This is a genomic window from Mesorhizobium sp. C264A (assembly GCF_040324515.1).
In the GTDB taxonomy this organism is placed as follows: domain Bacteria; phylum Pseudomonadota; class Alphaproteobacteria; order Rhizobiales; family Rhizobiaceae; genus Mesorhizobium.
This window is the reverse complement of record NZ_JAMYVY010000001.1, coordinates 1,895,161-1,912,929: the sequence shown is the minus strand read 5'-3', so window position 1 is coordinate 1,912,929 and position 17,769 is coordinate 1,895,161. Positions and strand designations below refer to the sequence as shown.

General features: G+C 62.0%; 18 protein-coding genes and 2 pseudogenes. 19 read left to right on the top strand and 1 reads right to left on the bottom strand.

The window, feature by feature from the left end; all coding sequences use genetic code 11:
* Window positions 1–2 precede the first annotated feature (2 nt).
* The 4 genes and pseudogenes from NKL04_RS09435 to tgt all read left to right on the top strand — a co-directional run bounded on the left by NKL04_RS09435 (window position 3) and on the right by tgt (window position 2,920).
* Window positions 3–452, top strand: coding sequence for a DMT family transporter (locus NKL04_RS09435; protein ID WP_023693398.1), 450 nt, complete (start codon window positions 3–5; stop codon window positions 450–452).
* Window positions 452–1,539, top strand: a pseudogene (gene queA, locus NKL04_RS09430) (tRNA preQ1(34) S-adenosylmethionine ribosyltransferase-isomerase QueA). The gene NKL04_RS09435 and the pseudogene queA overlap by 1 nt, the downstream one beginning before the upstream one ends.
* The gene (locus NKL04_RS09425; protein ID WP_023684641.1) at window positions 1,529–1,798 is read left to right on the top strand and encodes a hypothetical protein; all 270 of its coding nucleotides are present in this window, start codon (window positions 1,529–1,531) and stop codon (window positions 1,796–1,798) included. Before queA ends, NKL04_RS09425 begins: the two are co-directional and overlap by 11 nt.
* Window positions 1,791–2,920, top strand: a pseudogene (gene tgt, locus NKL04_RS09420) (tRNA guanosine(34) transglycosylase Tgt). The gene NKL04_RS09425 and the pseudogene tgt overlap by 8 nt, the downstream one beginning before the upstream one ends.
* A gap of 6 nt (window positions 2,921–2,926) precedes the next feature.
* On the opposite strand, the gene NKL04_RS09415 reads toward tgt, so the two are convergent.
* Window positions 2,927–3,349 (bottom strand): DUF4864 domain-containing protein, encoded by a 423-nt coding sequence (locus tag NKL04_RS09415; protein ID WP_023684643.1) that lies wholly within the window; start codon window positions 3,347–3,349, stop codon window positions 2,927–2,929.
* Window positions 3,350–3,542: 193 nt separating this feature from the next.
* Between NKL04_RS09415 and NKL04_RS09410 the strand changes: the two genes are divergently transcribed.
* From NKL04_RS09410 to NKL04_RS09340, 15 genes are all read left to right on the top strand, one after another.
* The gene (locus NKL04_RS09410) at window positions 3,543–4,154 is read left to right on the top strand and encodes a DsbA family protein (protein ID WP_023700783.1); all 612 of its coding nucleotides are present in this window, start codon (window positions 3,543–3,545) and stop codon (window positions 4,152–4,154) included.
* Window positions 4,155–4,222: 68 nt separating this feature from the next.
* Window positions 4,223–4,459 (top strand): Lrp/AsnC family transcriptional regulator, encoded by a 237-nt coding sequence (locus tag NKL04_RS09405; RefSeq protein ID WP_023670963.1) that lies wholly within the window; start codon window positions 4,223–4,225, stop codon window positions 4,457–4,459.
* A gap of 275 nt (window positions 4,460–4,734) precedes the next feature.
* Complete coding sequence (locus tag NKL04_RS09400) at window positions 4,735–6,147, top strand: circularly permuted type 2 ATP-grasp protein (RefSeq protein WP_023670964.1); 1,413 nt, start codon at window positions 4,735–4,737, stop codon at window positions 6,145–6,147.
* Between the two features lie 144 nt (window positions 6,148–6,291).
* Window positions 6,292–7,233, top strand: coding sequence for an alpha-E domain-containing protein (locus tag NKL04_RS09395; protein WP_023670965.1), 942 nt, complete (start codon window positions 6,292–6,294; stop codon window positions 7,231–7,233).
* Window positions 7,234–7,318: 85 nt separating this feature from the next.
* Entirely contained in the window at window positions 7,319–8,113 is a 795-nt protein-coding gene (locus NKL04_RS09390; protein WP_023700782.1) for a transglutaminase family protein, read from the top strand.
* Between the two features lie 32 nt (window positions 8,114–8,145).
* The gene (locus NKL04_RS09385; RefSeq protein WP_023684646.1) at window positions 8,146–8,877 is read left to right on the top strand and encodes a proteasome-type protease; all 732 of its coding nucleotides are present in this window, start codon (window positions 8,146–8,148) and stop codon (window positions 8,875–8,877) included.
* A gap of 89 nt (window positions 8,878–8,966) precedes the next feature.
* A complete protein-coding gene (locus tag NKL04_RS09380) occupies window positions 8,967–10,382 on the top strand; it encodes a pyridoxal phosphate-dependent decarboxylase family protein (RefSeq protein ID WP_023700781.1) in 1,416 nt (471 codons plus the stop codon).
* 14 nt (window positions 10,383–10,396) lie between these two features.
* Window positions 10,397–10,843, top strand: a complete 447-nt coding sequence (locus tag NKL04_RS09375) for a hypothetical protein (RefSeq protein ID WP_023693406.1) — start codon at window positions 10,397–10,399, stop codon at window positions 10,841–10,843.
* Window positions 10,844–10,958: 115 nt separating this feature from the next.
* Window positions 10,959–11,726 carry a DeoR/GlpR family DNA-binding transcription regulator gene (locus NKL04_RS09370; protein ID WP_023670971.1) on the top strand — a complete coding sequence of 256 codons (768 nt, stop codon included), beginning with the start codon at window positions 10,959–10,961 and terminating at the stop codon, window positions 11,724–11,726.
* Window positions 11,727–11,843: 117 nt separating this feature from the next.
* Window positions 11,844–13,364: a glycerol-3-phosphate dehydrogenase gene (glpD, locus tag NKL04_RS09365; RefSeq protein WP_023700779.1), complete on the top strand. Its 1,521-nt coding sequence runs from the start codon at window positions 11,844–11,846 to the stop codon at window positions 13,362–13,364.
* 38 nt (window positions 13,365–13,402) lie between these two features.
* The gene (locus NKL04_RS09360) at window positions 13,403–14,482 is read left to right on the top strand and encodes an ABC transporter ATP-binding protein (protein WP_023700778.1); all 1,080 of its coding nucleotides are present in this window, start codon (window positions 13,403–13,405) and stop codon (window positions 14,480–14,482) included.
* A gap of 10 nt (window positions 14,483–14,492) precedes the next feature.
* Window positions 14,493–15,584 carry an ABC transporter ATP-binding protein gene (locus NKL04_RS09355; protein ID WP_023700777.1) on the top strand — a complete coding sequence of 364 codons (1,092 nt, stop codon included), beginning with the start codon at window positions 14,493–14,495 and terminating at the stop codon, window positions 15,582–15,584.
* Window positions 15,585–16,451 carry a carbohydrate ABC transporter permease gene (locus NKL04_RS09350; protein ID WP_023670975.1) on the top strand — a complete coding sequence of 289 codons (867 nt, stop codon included), beginning with the start codon at window positions 15,585–15,587 and terminating at the stop codon, window positions 16,449–16,451.
* Between the two features lies 1 nt (window position 16,452).
* Window positions 16,453–17,367 (top strand): carbohydrate ABC transporter permease, encoded by a 915-nt coding sequence (locus tag NKL04_RS09345; protein WP_023670976.1) that lies wholly within the window; start codon window positions 16,453–16,455, stop codon window positions 17,365–17,367.
* Window positions 17,368–17,434: 67 nt separating this feature from the next.
* Window positions 17,435–17,722, top strand: a complete 288-nt coding sequence (locus NKL04_RS09340) for a DUF2160 domain-containing protein (protein ID WP_023670977.1) — start codon at window positions 17,435–17,437, stop codon at window positions 17,720–17,722.
* Window positions 17,723–17,769 lie beyond the last annotated feature (47 nt).

The following is a 17,769-nucleotide window of genomic DNA, read 5'->3' as shown; positions in this document are numbered from 1 at the left end:
AGATGATGGGCGTGGTCTGGTCGCTGCTCGGCATCCTGTCAGGCGCCTTCATCGCCGTCCAGGCGCCGATCAACTCGCAGCTGGCGCGCGGCCTGGGGCTCCCGGTCGCGGCTGCTGCGTTTTCGTTCCTGTCGGGCGCGATCGTGCTTGGTATCATCTCCATTGCCGTTGTGCGGCTGCAGGACATCTCGCTCGACTGGAAGGCGCCTGCGCCTTGGCTGTTCATCGCCGGCGGCATGCTCGGCGGTTTCTATGTCACCCTGTCGACCATTCTTACGCCGCGCATCGGTGCAGCCGCGCTGATGGCGTTCCTGGTTGCCGGCCAGCTGCTGGCCGGCATGCTGATCGATCGGGTCGGCTTCCTCGGCGTGGCGGTGCGCGAGATTTCGCTCGGCCGCATCGCCGGCGCGGTGCTGCTCTTGGCCGGAGCACTGCTCGTCCGGCTCTACTGATGCGCGTCGATCTCTTCGACTTCGACCTGCCGGAGGAGCGCATCGCGCTGCGCCCGGCCGAGCCGCGCGACAGCGCAAAAATGCTCGTGGTCAGGCCGGGCGAGGGTCTTTCGGACCGCGCGGTTGGCGACCTGCCGTCCTTGCTCAACGCCGGCGACGTGCTGGTCTTCAACGACACCAAGGTCATTCCTGCCCAGTTGAGAGGCATAAGGCGGCGCGGCGAAGCGCAGGCGCAGGTCGACGCCACGCTGCATATGCGCATGGCGCCGGACCGCTGGCTGGCCTTCATGCGGCCGGGCAAGCGCATCGCCGCCGGCGACCGCATCCATTTCGGCCATGACGGCAATTCCTGTTTCCTCGGTCAGCTCGATGCCACGGTGATCGAGAAGGGCGATGCCGGCGAGGTGCTGCTCGGTTTCGACCTGTCGGGGCCGTTTCTCGACGAGGCGCTGCATGCCGTCGGCCACATCCCGCTGCCGCCCTATATCGCCTCCAAGCGCAACGACGACGCGCGCGACCTGACGGATTACCAGACCATCTATGCCAAGGAGGAGGGCGCAGTCGCTGCCCCCACCGCAGGCCTGCATTTCACGCCGGAGCTGTTTGCGGCGCTCGACGCTAAAGCCATCGAACGCCGCTTCGTCACCTTGCATGTCGGTGCAGGCACCTTCCTGCCGGTCAAGGCGGACGATACCGCTGACCACAAGATGCATGCCGAGACCGGCTCGGTCAGCGAAGCAACAGCCGACGCTCTGAATGGCGCCAAGGCGCGGGGCGGGCGTATCATCGCTGTCGCACGACCTCGCTGCGCCTGCTGGAGAGCGCGGCACGGCCTGATGGCTCGCTGACCGCCTGGTCCGGCCCGACCGACATCTTCATCACGCCGGGCTATCGGTTCAAGACCGCCGACCTGCTGATGACGAACTTTCATCTGCCGCGTTCGACGCTGTTCATGCTGGTTTCGGCCTTCAGCGGCCTAGATACGATGCGTGCGGCCTATGCTCATGCCATCGAGAACCGTTACAGATTCTACTCCTATGGAGACGCAAGCCTGCTTTATCGAGCGGAGATGAGCGATGGACGATGATCTGCAAGCCTTTGATCGCGAGAGCCTGATCGCTGAAGTGAAGAAATTGCGTGCCGGCATTCGCCAGCACCGAGATTCTACCGGCCATGATTTATGCTGGCATCATCCCAACCTGTGGGACCTGCTGCCGGAAAAGACCGATCCATCGATTGCTGTGCCGCCATGGCCGAAATTCATGCGCGGCTGCATCCAATACCGGCAGTCGCTCGACAGGCAGGCGCCAGGCGCGCCTGTCCATGACAAGGAATTCAATGGCTGAGACATTCACCTTCAAGATCCTCGCCACCGACGGCAAGGCGCGGCGCGGTGTCATCGACATGCCGCGCGGCGAAATCCGCACGCCAGCCTTCATGCCGGTCGGCACCGGCGGCACGGTCAAGGCCATGTATATGGACCAGGTGCGCGGCGTCGGCGCCGACGTCATTCTGGGCAATACCTATCATCTTATGCTGCGGCCAGGCGCCGAGCGCGTGGCGCGGCTTGGCGGCCTGCATGAGTTCGCCCGCTGGCCACAGCCGATCCTGACCGACAGTGGGGGTTTTCAGGTCATGTCGCTGTCGAAGCTCAGAAAATTGACCGAGAAGGGCGTCACCTTTCGCTCGCACATTGACGGCGCTGCCTACGAGATGTCGCCGGAGCGCTCGATCGAGATCCAGGGCCTGCTCGATTCCGACATCCAGATGCAGCTCGACGAATGCACAGCGCTGCCGGCCGACCTCAAGCAGATCGAGCGCGCGATGGAGCTGTCGCTGCGCTGGGCCGAGCGCTGCAAGACAGCGTTCGGCGACCAGCCCGGCAAGGCCATGTTCGGCATCGTCCAGGGTGGCGACAACGCAGCTCTCAGGGTGCGTTCGGCGCAGGCGCTGAGCGCGATGGAGCTGAAGGCTATGCGGTCGGCGGCCTGGCCGTCGGCGAACCGCAAGCGGTGATGCTGGATATGCTGGAGATCACCTGTCCGGAATTGCCTGACAACAAGCCTCGATATCTCATGGGCGTCGGCACGCCGGACGACATCGTGAAATCAGTGGCGCGCGGCATCGACATGTTCGACTGCGTGATGCCGACCCGCGCCGGCCGCCATGGCCTGGCCTATACCAGGCGCGGCAAGGTCAATCTCAGGAATGCCCGCCATGCGGACGATCCGCGGCCGCTGGACGAGGAGAGTGACTGCCCGGCGGCACGCGACTATTCACGCGCCTATCTGCATCATCTCGTGCGCTCGCAGGAGGCGCTGGGCGCGATGCTTCTGACCTGGAACAACCTGTCTTACTATCAGAAGCTGATGCAGGACGTTCGCGCCGCGATCGAGGCAAAGGCCTTCGAGGCGCGCACATCAGACATTTCAGAGGGATGGGCGAGGGGCGATATTCCGGTGCTATAAGCACATCTAGGTGCTGAGCGAATTCGCTGCGCGCAAGCTGCAGCCGGTGATTTGAAAGCTGCCGTCGGGCTGCTGTTCCAGCGTGTAGACCGCCTCATAGTCCTTGCCGTCGGGTCCGACGATCAGCACTTGCTGGATTAGCGAAGTTGGCCCCATCTGCTCGACCTTGCCGAAGGAATAGCTCTGCGGCTGGCGCACCGGCGGATAGCCGTTGGTCACCATGTTCATGAAGGTGTCGACGGTCGGAAAGATGCGCTTCACATTTGGAGCGGCGAAACTGTACGCCTTGGCGCCATCATTGGCGATGAGCGCCTTCAACTGACCATCGATGACGGCCTGGCCGGCCTTGACTTCGGCGTCGCCGGCAAGGGCTGCCGACACGAACAACGCGAACAGCAATGAAACAACTGCGAATGCGGTGCGGCGCATGGCCTGTCTCCATTGTCCCCCAACAAAACCTGTCCCGGGACGCATCATACCATACGGTTTGCGGAGCCTCACGGTTTCAGCAACCGCAATATTCGCCACGCAAGTGCCACATGATCATGCTTAAGCCTCCTTTAACGCGGGGCGCGCATCGTAGGGACGGGTGGGGACCCGTTCGCGCAACCAGGGGACAACCATGTTCAAGCAGCCGATCGACCGGCGCCTTTTGCTGAAGGGCGCGGCAAGCCTCGCAGTTTTGGCTCCCTTGCCCGCCTGGGCAAGCACTGGGCCGACCGTCACGGAAGTCGCCTTCGATCCCGCCATTCCAGCGCTCGGCAACCCCGATGGCGACGTCACCATCGCCGAATTCGTCGACTATCAGTGCCCGATCTGCAAGCTCGTCTTCGTCGAACTGAAGAAGTTGATGGAAGAGGACAGCGGCGTTCGGCTTGTGATGAAGGACTGGCCGATCTTCGGCGACGTGTCGCGCGACGCGGCGCGGGTGACGCTGCTGAGCGGCGAACACTATGGCGCGGCGGTCGATGCGCTGATGACCAACCAGCGCGGCCTTTCGGAACGCCGCACCAACGACATCCTTTCTTCCGTCGGTGTCGATGTGGCGATGGTGCGTGCCGACCTCGCCATCCGTGAACCCGACATCGACGCTGCCCTTGTCCGCACCGAAGTCCAGGCGACAGCGTTCAAGCTGCGCGGCACGCCAGCCCTGGTCATCGGCGGCAACTTGTATCGGCGCGGCATGCCGGTGTCCGAACTGAGACAAGCCGTCGCCAAGGCGCGCTCGGCCTAATGCTTGAAAGCCGGGCGGCAGTCTGCCACAAGGGCCGCTTGAGTGCTGAAGCTTGATCGGGACCGGCAATGAAGACGTTTTTCATGCAGATAAAGTGCGATCTGGGCAAGTCCTATGAGGTCGCCAGCGCGCTCGCCGATGCCGAAATCGCCTCGGAAATCTACTCGACCGCCGGCAATTACGACCTGCTTGCCAAATTCTACGTCGACGACGAGGAAGATGTCGGCCACTTCGTCAACGAGAAGGTGCAGATTATTCCCGGAATCAAGGACACCTTCACGGTCGTCACTTTCCGCGCTTTCTAAAGCAATTCCAGGAAAAAAATGTGAAGCGGTTTTCCGTCCGGAATTGCGTCAAAGCAAAAAGCCATGGCAGGTCGCCGTTTCCATGAAACGGTGAACTGCTATGGCCGCATCAGGCACTTGCCCGGCGACAAGGCAGAGCCTGATTAAGGTCCCGTTCCGACTGCCCGAATTTTGGGCAGTCGAAACATACTGATCGCCGATATCCTCCAAATCACCGATTGCGCTTGATTTTCTCCCGCGACGCCAGTGAAATGGCGTCACAGGGGAGTATGCGATTGGCAGCGTTCGATGAAATGCTTCCGGAAGTTTCCGGGCTTAGACAACCGTATACGGCTTACGACCGCTGGCTGAAGGAGCAGGACCCGGCCAGGCTTACCGAAAAGATGCAGGACGCCGAGCGCGTCTTCCGCAAGACCGGCATTACCTTCGCCGTCTATGGCGAGCAGGAAGCCTCCGAGCGGCTGATCCCCTTCGACATCGTGCCGCGCATCATCTCCGGCAATGAATGGCGAAGGCTGACGCAAGGCATCGAGCAGCGCGTGCAGGCGCTGAACGCTTTCCTCGACGACATTTACCACCGCCAGGAAATCCTGCGCGCCGGCCGCGTGCCGAGGGAGCTGATCGCCAGGAACGAGGCGTTCCTGCCGGAAATGATCGGAGTGCGGCCACCGGCCGGCGTCTACACCCACATTATCGGCGTCGATATCGTCCGGATCTCGGAGAACGAGTTCTACGTGCTGGAGGACAATGCGCGCACGCCGTCGGGGGTCTCCTACATGCTGGAGAACCGCGAGACGATGATGCAGCTCTTTCCCGAGCTGTTCCAGCAGATCAAGGTGCGGCCGGTGGAGAATTATCCGCAATTGCTGCGCCAGTCGCTGGCGGCAGTGCGGCCGCAAAGCACCAAGGGCGCACCGACCATTGCCGTGCTGACGCCGGGCAGCTTCAACTCCGCCTATTTCGAACATGCCTTCCTCGCCGACCAGATGGGCGTGCAACTGGTCGAAGGCCAGGATCTGCGCGTTGTAGACGGCCACGTCGCCATGCGCACGACCGAAGGCTACAAGCAGATCGACGTGCTTTACCGGCGCGTCGACGATTCCTTCCTCGATCCGCTGACCTTCCGGCCGGACTCGGCCCTTGGCGTGCCCGGCATCATGGACGTCTACCGCGCCGGCAACATCACCATCGCCAACGCGCCGGGAACCGGCATCGCCGACGACAAGGCGATTTATTCCTACATGCCCGACATCGTCGAGTTCTACACCGGCCGCAAGGCCATCCTCGGCAACATCCCGACCTGGCGCTGCTCGGAGCCCGACAGCCTGAAATACGTGCTCGAACACATCCATGAGCTGGTCATCAAGGAAGTGCACGGCTCCGGCGGCTACGGCATGCTGGTGGGGCCGGCTGCGACCAAGAAGGAATGCCAGGATTTCGCCAAGAAGCTGCAGGCGAAGCCTTCCAACTACATCGCCCAGCCGACGCTGGCGCTGTCGACCTGCCCGATCCTGACAGAAAAAGGCCTGTCGCCGCGCCATGTCGACTTGCGACCCTATGTTCTGGTCTCCGACCGAATCCAGATCGTGCCCGGCGGCTTGACGCGGGTGGCGCTGAAGGAGGGGTCGTTGGTCGTGAATTCCTCGCAAGGCGGCGGCACGAAGGATACGTGGGTGTTGGACGATTAGGTAGGCAGTAGGCAGTAGGCAGTAGGCAGTAGGCAGTAGGCAGTAGGCAGTAGAGGGACAAGAAATGCCATATTCAACAGAGATTCAAATGCTTACTAATCCCTACTCACTATTCCCTACTCACTAGCCAGAAGGCCACTTCACATGCTTCTCGGCCGCACCGCCAACGGGCTCTACTGGATGAACCGCTATATCGAGCGGGCGGAAAACATGGCGCGTCTGGTCGATGCCGGCCTTCGCATGGCGCTGACCCGCACCCAGAGCGCGTCGGAAGAGTGGAATTCGGTGCTGCTCAGCGCCGGCTCCGACGTCACCTTCACGCAGAAATACAAGGACTATACCGCCGCCAACGTCGCCGACTTCCTGCTGCGCGACACCTCGAACCCGTCGAGCACGATGTCGGCGATCGAGACCGCTCGCAACAATGCCCGCATGGTGCGCACCGCGCTGACGCGCGAGACCTGGGAGAGCATCAACGAAGCCTGGATGGCGCTGAAGCGCATGCTGGCAAAGCCGATCGACGAGCGCGACCTGCCGAGTGTGCTCGACGCCATCAAACGCGAGACGGCGCTGATCCGCGGCTCGTTCTACGGCACGATGCTGCGCAACGAGATCTTCGACTTCTCGCAGCTCGGCACCTATGTCGAGCGGGCCGACAACACGGCACGCATCCTCGACGTGAAATACTACGTGCTGCTGCCGTCGATCTCCTGGGTCGGCTCGAGCCTCGACAACTACCAGTGGGAATCGATCCTGCGCTCGGTGTCGGCGCACCGTTCCTATCGCTGGGTCTATGAGGCCGACTACAAACCGACCAATATTGCCGACTATCTGATCCTCAATGTGCGCATGCCGCGTTCGCTGACCTTCTGTTATCGTTTTCTCGCCGAGCATCTGAAGTTCCTGGGCGACGACTATGGCGACCGTCATGCCTGCCACGCCACCGTCGACAGGACACAGGCGATGCTGCAGGCAGGGTCGATCAAGGACATATTCGACACCGGCCTGCACGAATTCCTGGCCAGGTTCATTCAAGACAACACCAAGCTTGGCGAAGAGATCGCACAAGATTACCGGTTCAATTGAGCATGATCGCGAACCGGAGGACCGCGCTAGCGACAAGTGAGACCCGGTTTTCGGATAAGATCATGCTTACAAACGGAAAATAGGCATGCGGCTCAAGATCACCCACCGTACCGAATACCGCTACGACGCGCCGGTGCACTATCTGTTGCAGCGGCTACGCCTGTTACCGGTCAGTGGCCCGACGCAGACCGTGCTGTCCTGGGCGCTGAAGATCGAGGGCGCGCGCGAGGAAGTCCGCTTTAACGACCATTTCGGCAACGATAACAGGCTGTTGAGCGTCGAGGGCGAGCGCGACTTCATCACCGTCGAGGCCTCCGGCGAGGTTGTCACGCGCGACACAGCGGGCGTCTCGGGTCCGCATCACGGCTTTGCGCCGCTGTGGCTGTTCAGCCAGGAGACAGCTTTGACCATCCCCGGCGAGGGCATAAGCGAGCTTGCCGCGGCGGTCGGCAAAGGTACCGACATCGAAAGGCTGCATCGGCTGATGGCGCTGATCGTCGAGCGCGTCGCCTACACGCCGGGCACCACCAGCGTGACGACCCCGGCGGAAGAGGCATTGGCGCTGAAGACCGGCGTTTGCCAGGATCACAGCCACATCTTTGTCACCGCAGGCCGCGTCATGGGTTTTCCGGCCCGCTATGTCAGTGGCTATCTGATGATGGATGCGGCCATCGAGCAGGCGGCAAGCCATGCCTGGGCCGAAGCCCATGTTCAGGGTCTCGGCTGGGTCGCCTTCGACGCCGCCAACGGCATTTCCCCCGATGAACGCTATGTCAGGGTAGCCACCGGCCGTGATTATCGCGACGCCTCGCCGGTGTCGGGAATTCGACTGGGACAGGCGGAGGAACAGCTTGCAGTCACCGTCACGGTAGAGCAGTAGTCTCCGGCAAGATTGCTGCCTGAAGAGATTCCATGACTTATTGCGTCGGCCTCAAGATCGATCGTGGGCTCGTGTTCATGTCGGACACGCGCACCAATGCAGGGATGGATTCGATCTCCACTTTCAAGAAGATGCATGTCTGGGAAGAGCCAGGCGAGCGCGTCATCGTACTGATGTCGGCCGGCAATCTGGCTACGACGCAGGCCGTGGTCAGCCTGCTCGACGAGCGCACCAAGGCGGTGGCGGAACGCCACGCGACGCTGCTCGAGACCCCATCCATGTACCAGACGGTGCGGCTGGTCGGCGACACCGTCAAGGAAGTCATCGCCAGCTCGTCGCCTGCCGGCGAAAAGGCGGATTCCTATTTCAACGCCTCCTTCATCCTCGGCGGCCAGATCAAGGGCAGCCCGCCACGGCTGTTCATGATCTATCCCGAGGGCAATTTCATCGAATCGACCGACGACACGCCGTTCTTCCAGATCGGCGAGACCAAATACGGCAAGCCGATCATCATCCGTGCCTATGAAAGGACGATGAGCCTGGCTGAAACGGTCAAGCTCTTGCTGGTATCGTTCGATTCGACGCTGAAATCGAACCTGTCCGTCGGCCTGCCTCTCGACCTGCTGTTCCTGGAGGAGGACACGTTCACGGTGGGTTTGAAAAAGCGCATCGGCCAGGACGATCGATATTATCGTGCTATTTCCGAAGGCTGGTCGAACGCGTTGAAGACGGCCTTTGCCAGCCTGCCGGATTTTCCGGGCTAGCGCGGGAACCTTCGTCGCGGTTGCCTGTCTCTATTTAACATGTTAATCAAAATTCAAACGGCTGTCTGATCGGCGCGTCGGGAGGATCCATGGACAACGAGCAATTCCGCGACTGGTCGAGGCGCGCCGCCGACTGGGGCGCTGATTACCGCGCCGGCCTTCGCGATCGGCCCGTGCGACCTGCCATAGCGCCGGGCGAGATCTTCAGGAGCATCGAAGCTTCTCCGCCGGATGCCGCGGAATCGATGGAGACGATCTTCGCCGATTTCGAAGCCAAGATCGTGCCCGGCATGACGCATTGGCAGCATCCGCGTTTCTTTGCTTATTTCCCGGCCAATGCAGCACCCGTCTCGGTGGTTGCCGAATATCTGGTCTCTGCGATGGCCGCGCAGTGCATGCTGTGGCAGACTTCGCCGGCGGCGACAGAGCTTGAGACGCGCATCGTCGACTGGATGCGCCAGGCGCTCGGCCTGCCCGAAGGCTTTTCCGGCGTGATCCAGGACTCCGCATCATCGGCGACGCTGGCCGCCGTGTTGACCATGCGCGAGCGCACGCTCGACTGGCAGGGCAACAAGAAGGGTCTTTCCGGGCAGGGCAGGCTGCGCGTCTATTCCTCCGACCAGGTGCACACCTCGATCGACCGCGCCATCTGGGTCGCCGGCATTGGCGAGGAAAACCTCGTCCGCATTCCCGTCGCCGGCACCTACCGCGCCATGGATACCGCGGCTTTGGAAGCGGCGATTGTTGCCGACCGCGCGGCCGGCCTATTGCCGGCCGGCATCATCGCGTGCGTCGGCGGCACCAGCACCGGCGGCACCGACGACATCGCTGAAGTGGCCGCGGTGGCCAAACGCCAGGGGCTCTATCTGCATATCGACGCCGCCTGGGCCGGATCGGCCATGATCTGCCCGGAATACCGGCATTTCTGGACCGGTGTCGAGGGCGCGGACTCGATCGTCTTCAACCCGCACAAATGGCTGGGCGCGCAATTCGACTGCTCGATCCAGTTCGTCCGCCAGCCGGAGGATCTCGTGCGCACGCTGGCGATCAAGCCGGACTATCTGAAAACTCGCGGCCATGACGGCATCATCAACTACTCCGAATGGTCGGTGCCTCTCGGCCGTCGCTTCCGGGCGCTGAAGCTGTGGTTCCTGCTGCGCGCCCATGGCCTCGAGGCGCTGCGCACCATGATCCGCAATCACGTCGCCTGGAGCGAAGGCATAGCAGCGCGCCTGGCCGAGGAGGAGGATTTCGAGCTCGCCAGCCAGCCGATGCTGTCGCTGTTCTCGTTCCGGCATCGCGCCACATCCGGCGCTGACTGCGACGAGCACAATCTGCGTCTGGTCGACGCCATCAACAATGACGGCCGTATCTACCTGACGCAGACGCGTGTCGATGGGCGGGTCGCCATCCGCTTCCAGGCAGGCCAGTTCGAGACAACCGCGGCCGATGTCGATACCGCCTTCACTGTCATATGCGAGTGTGCAAGATCCCCGAAGGACTGACAGGGATTGCCCGGGTGGTTGCCGCCGCCGGGGCAAGCCAGCAAGGACTTGCGAGCAAGCATATGGCCGGAAGGGCTGAAGGGGTTAGCCAGAATCTGACGGGCGTCTGGAGCGGGCGCTATTTCTATCCGCGCGAACTGCCGCCGGTTTCCTTCGTTGCAACGCTGATCGAGACGGCAACCAGCTTGACGGGGATGACCCACGAACCGGCGGCGACCAGCACGGCAAGATACGCAAGCCTGCAGGGGCAGCGAGAGGGCAACGCCGTCTCCTTTACCAAGACATACGACAAGGCCGAATTGAAGGCGCACCCGATTCACTACAGCGGCATCATCAACGGTGATGCAACCGAGATCAAAGGCACTTGGCGGATCCCGGGATACTGGTCCGGCAATTTCCTGATGATCCGCTCGCCAGGTAAAGTCGCGGCTGTCACCCGCAAGGTGGCGGAGCGGGTCTGAGCCGTATCTGCCCGGTTCGCCTTTGCAATCATCGATATTTCATTAGCCGGCGTCTCCCTTTTCATTGCTTTCGTTTTCAGCTACAAACAAGAAAAACGAAAACGGGAGGTTCTCAGTGTATTTGTCGCCGCGCCATGCCGAGATCATCCAGATGGCGAAGGACCATGGCCGTGTGCTGGTCGATGACCTCGCCACGCATTTCAACGTGACGCCACAGACCATCCGCAAGGACCTCAACGATCTCTGCGACCAGCGGCTGCTGACGCGCATCCATGGCGGGGCCCTGTTCCCGTCCGGCATCGAGAACATGGAGTATGAGGCGCGCCGCAAGATTGCCGCCGACGAGAAGGAGGCCATCGGCCGCGCGGCGGCCAGGCTGATACCCGACAACGCCTCCCTGTTCATCAACATCGGCACCACGACCGAGTCGGTCAGCAAGGCGCTGCTCGACCATACCGGGCTGATGGTCATCACCAATAATATCAATGTTGCCAACAGGATGCGCATCTATCCTTCGATCGAGGTGGTAATCGCCGGCGGCGTCGTGCGTGGCTCCGACGGCGGCGTTGTCGGCGAGGCCGCGGTCGATTTCATCAGGCAGTTCAAGGTCGACTATGCAGTGATCGGCGCCTCGGCCATCGACCATGACGGCGCGTTGCTCGATTTCGACTTTCGCGAAGTGAAAGTGGCGCAAGCCATTATCGCCAATGCCAGGCATGTCATCCTGGTCTCCGACCAGACCAAGTTCGAACGCACCGCGCCGGTTCGCATCGGCCATCTCTCGCAAGTCAACACCTTCATCACCGACCGTTGCGACATCCCGTCGGTGCGTAAGATCTGCGAGGAAGCGGAGGTTCAATTGATCGAAACGTCGCTCGGCTAGGCTATCGATCACGGTCCCGTTACATTTCGTTTGACATTCGTTCTTATTTCGAAATAATCCCGATACGGTTTCGTAACAACTCAAAAATGCTGCAATGCGAAATCGCGGGAGGGATTTGTGGACGCAGTCCGTGACATCTTCGTCATCGGTGGCGGCATCAATGGCTGCGGCATCGCCCGCGACGCCGTTGGGCGGGGCTTTTCGGTATTTCTCGCCGAGATGAACGACCTCGCCAGCGGAACCTCCTCCGGTTCGACCAAGCTGATCCATGGTGGCCTGCGCTACCTCGAATTCTACGAGTTCCGGCTTGTGCGCGAGGCGCTGATGGAGCGCGAGGTTCTGTGGAAGAACGCGCCGCACATCATCTGGCCGATGCGCTTCGTGCTGCCCTATGCCAAGGGCCTGCGCCCGGCCTGGCTGATCCGGCTCGGCCTGTTCCTCTACGATCATATTGGTGGCCGCAAATTGCTGCCGGCGACCCGGACACTGGACATGTCCAAGGATCCGGCGGGCAAGCCGCTGAAGCCGCTGTTTCACAAGGCCTTCGAGTACTCGGACGGCTGGGTCAACGATGCCCGGCTGGTGGTGTTGAACGCGCGTGACGCCGCCGACCGCGGCGCCACCATCCGCACCCGCACGAAAGTCGTCGGGGCGCGGCGCGAAGGCGATCTATGGGCGATCCGCGTGGAAGACGTGCGGACGGGAGATGCCGACGAGGTCAAGGCCCGGCTGCTGGTCAATGCCGCCGGTCCATGGGTCGACCACGTCCTGTCGACCACCGTGGGCCAGAACGACGTGCACAATGTGCGCCTGGTGCAGGGCAGTCATATCGTCATCAAAAAGAAATTCGATGATCCGCGCGCCTACTTCTTCCAGAACAAGGACGGGCGCATCATCTTCGCCATCCCTTACGAGGAAGAATTTACGCTGATCGGCACCACCGATCGCGACTATCCCGGCGATCCGCATGACGTGAAGATCAGCGACACCGAGATCGACTATCTCTGCGCGGCGGCGAGCGAATATTTTGCTGAAGCCGTGACGCGCCCCGACATCGTCTGGACCTATTCGGCCGTGCGCCCGCTCTACGACGACGGCGCTTCGAAGGCGCAGGAAGCGACCCGCGACTATGTGTTGAAAGCCGATGGCGGCGAGGGCAAGGCGCCGATCGTCAACGCTTTCGGCGGCAAGATCACCACCTACCGCCGGCTGTCGGAATCGATGCTGGAAAAGATCGAAGGTTTTCTCGGCAAGCGCGGCAAGCCGTGGACGGCGAACGCGCCCTTGCCGGGCGGCGATTTCCCGGCCACCGGTTTCGACGTCCAGGTGGCGAAGCTGAAGAGCGCCTATCCTTTCCTCGACCAGCGCCTGGCGCGTCGGTTGACCAGGCTTTACGGCACGCGCGCGCAAGTGCTGCTCGGCCTTGCCAAGTCGAACGCCGATCTCGGCCGCAATTTCGGCGCCGATCTCTATGAGGCCGAGGTACGCTACCTCAGCGAAAATGAATGGGCGCTGACCGCCGAAGATGTATTGTGGCGTCGCACCAAGCGCGGTCTGCATCTCAGCCGCGAACAGGCCTCGGCGCTTGACGAATTCATGCGCGGCATCAGCCGGCGCCATGTCGCGGCAGCGGAATAGGGAAGGCGATTGATGCACAAAGCCTGGGAGGAGGCATCATGCTGGAACTGAGAAACGTGACGAAGATGGTCGGCGCGGTGGAGCATATCCGCGACGTGTCGCTGACGCTTCAGCACGGCTCGCTCAACGTTTTGCTCGGGCCGACACTGTCGGGCAAGACAAGTCTGATGCGGCTGATGGCCGGGCTCGACGTGCCGACCACCGGTTCAGTCTGGTTCGACGGCCAGAATGTCACCGGCATGCCGGTGCAGCAGCGCAAGATCGCCATGGTCTATCAGCAGTTCATCAACTACCCCGCGATGACCGTCTACGAGAACATCGCCTCGCCGTTGCGCGTCGCCGGCACCGACCAGGCCAAGATCGACAAGGAAGTCCGCAACGCGGCAGGGCTTCTGAAGCTCACACCCTATCTCGACCGCACGCCGCTCAGCCTGTCCGGCGGACAGCAGCAGCGTACGGCGCTGGCCCGCGCCATCGTCAAGAATGCCAGCCTGGTGCTGCTCGACGAGCCGCTCGCCAATCTCGACTACAAATTGCGCGAGGAGCTGCGCGCCGAACTGCCCAAGATATTTGCCGCCGCCGGCACCATTTTCGTCTACGCCACGACTGAGCCGCATGAAGCCTTGCTGCTCGGCGGCAATACGGCGACGCTGTCCGAGGGGCGGATCACCCAATTCGGGCCGACCATCGACGTCTTCCGCAAGCCGATCGACCTGGTGACGGCGAAAACCTTTGCCGATCCGCCGCTCAACACCATCGTGCTGGCCAAGAAGGGCCCGGATTTCCTGCTCGAGGGCGGCGTCAAGCTGCCGGTGCCGGCCGAACTCGCCGGCATTGCCGACGCCAATTACACGATCGGCTTTCAGCCGCATCATCTGTCGCTGGAGCGGCCCAACGCTGCCGCGGTGCCGGTGCGCGCCAAGGTGACGATCACCGAGATCACCGGCTCGGAAAGCTTCATCCACCTCGATTTTGCCGATGCGCGCTGGGTCATGCTGGCCCACGGCATCCGCGATTTCGAGCCGGACGCCGAGATCGAGGTGTTTATCGATCCGCGCCACATCATGGTCTTCGACAGCAACGGCAGCGCCGTCGCCGCGCCGAAGCTTGCGGCCTGAGGGGGAAGAGATGGCGCGCATCGACGTCAACCATGTCAGGCACTCCTACCTGCCCAATCCGCAGAAGGATGCCGATTTTGCGCTGCGGGAAGTGCACCACACATTCGAGGATGGCGGCGCCTATGCGCTGCTTGGGCCCTCGGGTTGCGGCAAGACCACGCTGCTCAACATCATTTCGGGACTTCTGCACCCCTCGCACGGTGAGTTGTTGTTCAACGGCAAGGACGTCACCAATCTGTCGACGCAGGAGCGCAACATCGCGCAGGTGTTCCAGTTCCCGGTCATCTACGACACCATGACCGTTTACGACAATCTTGCCTTCCCGCTGCGCAATCGCGGCGTGCCGGAGGCCGATGTCGACCGCAAGGTGCGCGAGACGCTGGAGATGATCGACCTGGCGTCGTGGGCGAAGAAGAAGGCGAGGGGCCTGACCGCCGACCAGAAGCAGAAGATCTCGCTCGGCCGCGGCCTGGTGCGCTCGGATGTCAATGCCATCCTGTTCGACGAACCGCTGACGGTTATCGATCCGCACATGAAATGGGTGCTGCGATCGCAGTTGAAGCAACTGCACCGCCGCTTCGGCTACACCATGGTCTATGTCACCCATGACCAGACCGAGGCGCTGACCTTCGCCGACCAGGTCGTCGTCATGTATGATGGCGGCATCGTCCAGATCGGCACGCCGGCTGAATTGTTTGAGCGCCCGCGCCACACATTCGTCGGTTACTTCATCGGCTCGCCCGGCATGAACGTCATGCCGGTGGCGATCGACGGCAAGACTGCGACCATTGGCAGTCAGCGCATCGAGTTGCCCGGCGCGCCAAAGACCGCCGCTGGGAGCTCCGGCGCCATCGAACTCGGCATCCGCCCCGAGTATGTCAGGCTCGGCCGCGAGGGCATGGCGGTTAAAATAAGCAAGGTCGAGGATCTCGGCCGCCACAAGGTGGTGCGCGCCAGCCTCGAAGGCCGCGAGATCGCTGCCGTCATCGGCGAGGACGAGAGCGTGCCGGCCGACCCAAAGGTTCGCTTCGATCCGGCCGGCATCAACATCTATGCCGATTCCTGGCTGGTTGAGATGGGGCGTGTCGAGATGGGGGCATAGATGGAAAAGACCTGGAACAACAAGGCCTGGTTCCTGGTGCTGCCGGTGCTGGTGCTGGTGGCGTTCTCGGCCGTCATTCCGCTGATGACGGTCGTCAACTATTCGGTGCAGGACACCTTCGGCAACAACGTCTTCTTCTGGGCAGGCACCCAGTGGTTCGAGGAACTGCTGTCGTCCAGCCGCTTCTGGGAAGCCATGGTGCGCAACCTGATCTTCTCCTTCATCATCCTGGCCATCGAAGTGCCGCTCGGCATCTTCATCGCGCTCAACATGCCGAAGAAGGGTTGGGGCGTGCCGGTCTGCCTGGTGCTTATGTCGTTGCCGCTGCTCATTCCGTGGAACGTCGTCGGCACCATCTGGCAGGTCTTCGGCCGCAACGACATCGGCCTGCTCGGCTACTACGTCAACGCGCTCGGCATCGACTACAATTACGTGCAGGATCCGTTCGACGCCTGGGTCACCATCATCATCATGGACGTCTGGCACTGGACCAGCCTTGTCGTGCTGCTCTGCTATGCCGGCCTGGTTTCGATCCCGGATGCCTTCTACCAGGCGGCCAAGATCGACGGCGCCTCGCGCTGGGCGGTGTTCCGTTATATCCAGCTGCCGAAGATGCAGCGTGTGCTTTTGATCGCCGTGCTGTTGCGCTTCATGGATAGCTTCATGATCTACACCGAGCCCTTCGTCGTCACCGGCGGCGGCCCCGGCAACTCGACCACCTTCCTGTCGATCGACCTCGTCAAGACCGCGCTCGGCCAGTTCGACCTCGGTCCGGCGGCCGCCATGTCGCTGGTCTACTTCCTGATCATCCTGTTGTTGTCGTGGGTGTTCTACACCGTGATGACCAACTACGACGCGGAGCGCTGAGATGAGCGGCGCCAACGAAAGAGCCGACAGAGTGAGCGAAACCACCGCTTCGGGAAAATTGGCGAGCACGCTTTCGCAGGATCAGGTCGCCCGGCTGATGCGCAAGCGCGGCGAGGAATCGCGCTGGTGGTGGATCGTGCCGACGATCTACATCATCGTGCTTCTGCTGCCGATCTACTGGCTCATCAACATGAGCTTCAAGACCAATGCCGAGATCGTCTCCTCGCTGACGCTCTATCCGCATCAGCCTACGATCGCCAACTACGTCACCATCTTTACCGACGCCTCCTGGTACTCGGGCTACATCAACTCGATCACCTATGTGGTGATGAACATGGTGATCTCGGTGGCCGCCGCGCTGCCGGCGGCCTACGCCTTTTCGCGTTACCGCTTCCTCGGCGACAAGCATCTGTTCTTCTGGCTGTTGACCAACCGCATGGCGCCGCCGGCAGTGTTCGCGCTGCCGTTCTTCCAGCTCTATTCGGCTTTCGGCCTGATCGACACCCACATCGCCGTGGCGCTGGCGCACTGCCTGTTCAATGTGCCGCTGGCGGTGTGGATCCTCGAAGGCTTCATGTCGGGCGTGCCCAAAGAGATCGACGAAACAGCCTATATCGACGGCTACTCCTTCCCGCGCTTCTTCGTCAGGATTTTCATGCCGCTGATCGCCAGCGGCATCGGTGTCGCGTGCTTCTTCTGCTTCATGTTCTCATGGGTCGAGCTTTTGATCGCTCGCACGCTGACGACCACCGATGCCAAGCCCATCGCCGCCACCATGACCCGCACCGTCTCGGCCGCCGGCATGGACTGGGGCCTGCTTGCCGCCGCCGGCGTGCTGACGCTGATCCCCGGCGCGCTCGTCATCTGGTTTGTCCGCAACTACATCGCCAAGGGCTTCGCCCTGGGGAGGGTGTGATGAAACAAACGCACGGGTTCATCCTCACCACCACCGCCAAGGGCTTTGCCCTGGGGAGGGTGTCACCATGAATCTCGACCTCACCTGGATGGCGTGGACGTGGCCGACGGCGGCGTTCTTCGGCACCATTCTTCTGCTGCTGTGCGGCATGGCGTTTTGGGAATTTGCCTCGCCGGGCGGCAATCCGCGCGTCGGCATCCTGCGCTTCGAGACGACGCGCGGCGACCGTCTTTTTCTGTCGCTGCTTGGCAGCGCCTTTATCCATCTCGCTTGGCTGGGTCTTGTCGGATCCAACCTGTGGTGGGCTCTCGCTCTCTCCGTGGTCTACGCCGTCGGCGTGTTCCGCTACGTATAGAGGGGGAAACTGTTGGATCGACCGCGTGCCGGCGGCCGTTCCAGATC

What these genes read in the sequence shown, in the direction of transcription:
- NKL04_RS09435 (WP_023693398.1), top strand. Translation starts at nt 3, where the DNA reads ATGATGGGCGTGGTCTGGTCGCTGCTCGGCATCCTGTCAGGCGCCTTC.
- NKL04_RS09425 (WP_023684641.1), top strand. Translation starts at nt 1,529, where the DNA reads ATGGACGATGATCTGCAAGCCTTTGATCGCGAGAGCCTGATCGCTGAA.
- NKL04_RS09415 (WP_023684643.1), bottom strand. Translation starts at nt 3,349, where the DNA reads ATGCGCCGCACCGCATTCGCAGTTGTTTCATTGCTGTTCGCGTTGTTC.
- NKL04_RS09410 (WP_023700783.1), top strand. Translation starts at nt 3,543, where the DNA reads ATGTTCAAGCAGCCGATCGACCGGCGCCTTTTGCTGAAGGGCGCGGCA.
- NKL04_RS09405 (WP_023670963.1), top strand. Translation starts at nt 4,223, where the DNA reads ATGAAGACGTTTTTCATGCAGATAAAGTGCGATCTGGGCAAGTCCTAT.
- NKL04_RS09395 (WP_023670965.1), top strand. Translation starts at nt 6,292, where the DNA reads ATGCTTCTCGGCCGCACCGCCAACGGGCTCTACTGGATGAACCGCTAT.
- NKL04_RS09390 (WP_023700782.1), top strand. Translation starts at nt 7,319, where the DNA reads ATGCGGCTCAAGATCACCCACCGTACCGAATACCGCTACGACGCGCCG.
- NKL04_RS09385 (WP_023684646.1), top strand. Translation starts at nt 8,146, where the DNA reads ATGACTTATTGCGTCGGCCTCAAGATCGATCGTGGGCTCGTGTTCATG.
- NKL04_RS09380 (WP_023700781.1), top strand. Translation starts at nt 8,967, where the DNA reads ATGGACAACGAGCAATTCCGCGACTGGTCGAGGCGCGCCGCCGACTGG.
- NKL04_RS09360 (WP_023700778.1), top strand. Translation starts at nt 13,403, where the DNA reads ATGCTGGAACTGAGAAACGTGACGAAGATGGTCGGCGCGGTGGAGCAT.
- NKL04_RS09355 (WP_023700777.1), top strand. Translation starts at nt 14,493, where the DNA reads ATGGCGCGCATCGACGTCAACCATGTCAGGCACTCCTACCTGCCCAAT.
- NKL04_RS09350 (WP_023670975.1), top strand. Translation starts at nt 15,585, where the DNA reads ATGGAAAAGACCTGGAACAACAAGGCCTGGTTCCTGGTGCTGCCGGTG.
- NKL04_RS09345 (WP_023670976.1), top strand. Translation starts at nt 16,453, where the DNA reads ATGAGCGGCGCCAACGAAAGAGCCGACAGAGTGAGCGAAACCACCGCT.
- NKL04_RS09340 (WP_023670977.1), top strand. Translation starts at nt 17,435, where the DNA reads ATGAATCTCGACCTCACCTGGATGGCGTGGACGTGGCCGACGGCGGCG.